This is a genomic window from Microcystis sp. M53598_WE2 (assembly GCF_030067735.1).
GTDB classification, from domain to species: domain Bacteria; phylum Cyanobacteriota; class Cyanobacteriia; order Cyanobacteriales; family Microcystaceae; genus Microcystis; species Microcystis aeruginosa.
Map to the genome: position 1 here is coordinate 1 of NZ_JASJFE010000615.1, position 3,322 is coordinate 3,322.

A 3,322-nucleotide genomic window follows, 5' to 3' on the forward strand; every position below is an offset into this window, starting at 1 on the left:
GATCCCCCCTGCCCCTCCTAGGGTTGATTCATAGTAGGGTTGATTCATAGTAGGGTTGATTCATAGTAGGGTTGATTCATAGTAGGGTTGATTCATAGTAGGGTTGATTCATAGTAGGGTTGATTCATGAATCAACCCTACCCAAACTCCTTAATAAGGGGGGTGTCTGACAACTTTTAACAACTACCTACTTAACTGCTCGATTAATCCCACAACTTTAGCCTTAATTTCATCGCGAACTCGGCGAAAAGTTTCGATAGGTTGACCATCGGGATCATCAATTAGCCAATCCTCGAAAATTTCCTGTAAAATCCATCCTTCCGGCAGATTGACACCGCAACCACATAGGGAGATAACGGCATCGTAATCTTCAGGATTAAAATCCCTAATTGATTTGGAAGTTTGGTCAGTAATATCGATACCAATTTCCCCCATAACTTCGATTGCTCCGGGGTGAACTTTGGCCGCTTCTAATCCGGAACTGGTGACAGCAATTTTACCCGCACCTAAAGTTTTAGCGAAACCTTCGGCGATTTGGGAACGACAGGAATTTTTTCTACAGGCAAACATGACTTTTTTCATGATTTTAACTCCTAGAAATTGATTTAATTAATAGCTTTATGGGCAATTGTGGCTATTTCTTGGGCGGCTTTTTCCTTCCTTTCACTATAGCGATCGGTCAGATAATCTACCTGATCCCGCAGGAGAATGGTAAACTTATAAAGTTCCTCCATCACATCAATAACCCGATCTCGATAGGGGGAATCTTTCATCGTGCCATCCTCGTGAAACTCCTGATAAGCTTTAGCCACAGAAGATTGATTAGGAATAGTAAACATTCGCATCCAACGACCAAGAATTCGCAGAGTATTAACCGCGTTAAAAGATTGGGAACCTCCGCTTACTTGCATGACTGCTAAGGTGCGGCCTTGAGTTGGCCGAATCGCACCAATACTTAAGGGAATCCAATCAATTTGGTTTTTGATAATGCCGCTAATATTGCCGTGAAGTTCAGGAGATGACCAGACTTGACCCTCAGACCATTGACTTAATTCTCGTAATTCTTGCACCTTGGCATGAGTATCGGGAACACTGCCATAAATCGGCAATTCACGCGGATCAAAAAAGCGCACTTCTGCCCCATATTCAGTGATAATTCTGGCCGCTTCTTCTGCTAGTAAACGACTGTAGGAACGTGGCCGTAAAGAGCCATACAGAAAAAGAATTCTCGGTTTGTGAGTCGATTGGATCATGGTGAATAATTATTTGTAAGGACTCAAGCAACGAGGATCGAGAAGGGTGGCTTTTTCTGGATCTCTGGGAAACCAAAAGGCGGTTTTTTTACAGAATTCTACCAACATTAACATCACAGGTACTTCAATCAATACCCCCACTACTGTCGCTAAAGCAGCCCCCGAATTCAATCCGAATAACATCACCGCAGTGGCGATCGCGACCTCAAAATGATTACTAGCACCAATTAAAGCAGCGGGAGCCGCATCTTCGTAAACTAAATTGAGTTTGAGAGCGGCCACATAACTAAGAAAAAAAATCAGATTAGTTTGAATAAACAGGGGAATAGCAATCAGGAAAATATGCAGGGGATTACTGACGATTAAATCGCCTTTGAAAGCAAAGAGGAGGATTAAGGTTAACAATAAGGCAGTGATTGCCACAGGACTGAGATAGTGAAGAAAACGCGATTCAAACCAGGCGCGTCCTTTATGTTTAAAAATCCAGTGACGGCTATAGATACCGGCAATAAGCGGTAAACCAACGTAGATTAACACAGAAAAAACAATGGTCTGCCAGGGGACTACAAAATTATTAGCTGCCAGTAACCATTTACCTAGAGGAGCGTAGAGAAAAAGCATCGCTAGGGAATTGACTGCTACCATAATTAGGGTATGACCCTGGTTACTGTAGGAAAGATAGCCCCACATCAAGACCATGGCCGTACAGGGAGCAATTCCTAGTAAAATAGCTCCAGCAGTGTAGGAACTAGCTAAACTTACCGTCTGTCCTCGGATAATCTCCGTTTGACTCAACCAAGGCAGAAACAGCCAGCCGAGAAAAAATTGAGCCAGCGCCACCATGGTAAAGGGTTTGATCAGCCAATTAACCACTAAAGTTAAAATAACTGGTTTGGGAGTACGGGCAGCCCGAAGAGCTTGAGAAAAGTCGATCTTAACCATGATCGGATACATCATGAAGAAAAGACAGATGGCGATCGGAATAGAAACGTTATAGATACTCATGGCATCTAAAGTCCGCGCTACGTCCGGAAATAACCGACCGAGGGCAATTCCCGCCAAAATACAGAAAATAACCCAAAGGGTAAGATATTTTTCAAAAATACTAAGGCTACCGCCAGCTTTGGCGGCTTTAGGATTGATTTGATTAGTCATCGCACAAAGGTGGAAAGGGAATGATGGGAGATTGGGTAATCCACCTTTATTATTTCAAAAAAAGTTGATATGTCAAGGGTAAAAGCTAGTTATAAAGCTTTAATATTTCTAAAAATCTTGATTGGTTACTGATTTTCCTCGCAGAAACGAGCGGGGACGAGGGCGGCAAAACGACGATATTCGGATAGATATTCTTCTAGGAGAAGAAATTGAGATAGATTCAGGCTGTAGTAGATCCAACGACCCTCTTGACGACTGCGGACTAAATTAGCTTCTTTTAGCGTTTTTAGGTGAAAAGATAATTTAGATTGTGCGATATCAAGATGGTCGCGCAATTCACAGACGCATAATTCCTGATGTCGCAACAGTTGCAAAATTTGCAGTCGCAGGGGATCCGAGAGTGCCTGAAAACCAGTATAAATCCGGGTTAACGAGTCGGGAGATGTGGCCAGAGAGTTGAACATTGAGATTGCCCCTAGTGGGAAGGAAATAGGAAAGCGGGAAAATTCAGAATTGCAACAAAACTTTATGTATTTTTGTATCGAATCAGGAAAACCAGCGAATCATCCCCTGTATGATAGACAATGGTTTTGACCAGATTAGCCCTTAAAATCATTGTAAACAGGTTAGGAGACATCATGGAATTATTTGCGGCTCTCAATTTAGAACCCATTTTTCAACTCACCTTCGTGGCGCTAATCATGTTAGCTGGCCCCTTTGTCATTTTCCTACTAGCTTTTCGTGGTGGCGACCTATAAAAACCGCCTCCCCCCCATTGTTATTCGTGCTTTTTTGACTTCTCTCCTCTTTAGGGAGAGATTTTTTGTCTAAAACCCAGTCATCAGTTATCAGTTATCAGTTATCAGTTATCAGATGTGAGTTTTCAGTTATCATACTGAATCTGGTTATTAAAA

At 42.4% G+C, this 3,322-nt stretch carries 5 protein-coding genes; 1 reads left to right on the forward strand and 4 read right to left on the reverse strand.

The annotated features are described in order from the left end of the window. Positions 1–183 precede the first annotated feature (183 nt). The 4 genes from arsC to PX636_RS12515 all read right to left on the reverse strand — a co-directional run bounded on the left by arsC (position 184) and on the right by PX636_RS12515 (position 2,872). Positions 184–582 carry an arsenate reductase, glutathione/glutaredoxin type gene (gene arsC, locus PX636_RS12500; RefSeq protein ID WP_288117429.1) on the reverse strand — a complete coding sequence of 133 codons (399 nt, stop codon included), beginning with the start codon at positions 580–582 and terminating at the stop codon, positions 184–186. Positions 583–605: 23 nt separating this feature from the next. Continuing rightward, entirely contained in the window at positions 606–1,253 is a 648-nt protein-coding gene (gene arsH / locus PX636_RS12505) for an arsenical resistance protein ArsH (protein WP_002776341.1), read from the reverse strand. Positions 1,254–1,262: 9 nt separating this feature from the next. Then, on the reverse strand, positions 1,263–2,408 hold the full coding sequence (gene arsB, locus PX636_RS12510) for an ACR3 family arsenite efflux transporter (RefSeq protein WP_288117431.1): 1,146 nt from the start codon (positions 2,406–2,408) through the stop codon (positions 1,263–1,265). A gap of 125 nt (positions 2,409–2,533) precedes the next feature. Continuing rightward, on the reverse strand, positions 2,534–2,872 hold the full coding sequence (locus PX636_RS12515) for an ArsR/SmtB family transcription factor (RefSeq protein ID WP_079205464.1): 339 nt from the start codon (positions 2,870–2,872) through the stop codon (positions 2,534–2,536). Between the two features lie 174 nt (positions 2,873–3,046). Here PX636_RS12515 and psb30 point away from each other — a divergent pair, with 174 nt between their 5' ends. After that, positions 3,047–3,166, forward strand: coding sequence for a photosystem II reaction center protein Ycf12/Psb30 (gene psb30 / locus PX636_RS12520; RefSeq protein ID WP_002736367.1), 120 nt, complete (start codon positions 3,047–3,049; stop codon positions 3,164–3,166). Positions 3,167–3,322: the final 156 nt, after the last annotated feature.

Coding starts and splice junctions, on each gene's coding strand:
- arsC (WP_288117429.1), bottom strand. CDS start 582: ATGAAAAAAGTCATGTTTGCCTGTAGAAAAAATTCCTGTCGTTCCCAA.
- arsH (WP_002776341.1), bottom strand. CDS start 1,253: ATGATCCAATCGACTCACAAACCGAGAATTCTTTTTCTGTATGGCTCT.
- arsB (WP_288117431.1), bottom strand. CDS start 2,408: ATGACTAATCAAATCAATCCTAAAGCCGCCAAAGCTGGCGGTAGCCTT.
- PX636_RS12515 (WP_079205464.1), bottom strand. CDS start 2,872: ATGTTCAACTCTCTGGCCACATCTCCCGACTCGTTAACCCGGATTTAT.
- psb30 (WP_002736367.1), top strand. CDS start 3,047: ATGGAATTATTTGCGGCTCTCAATTTAGAACCCATTTTTCAACTCACC.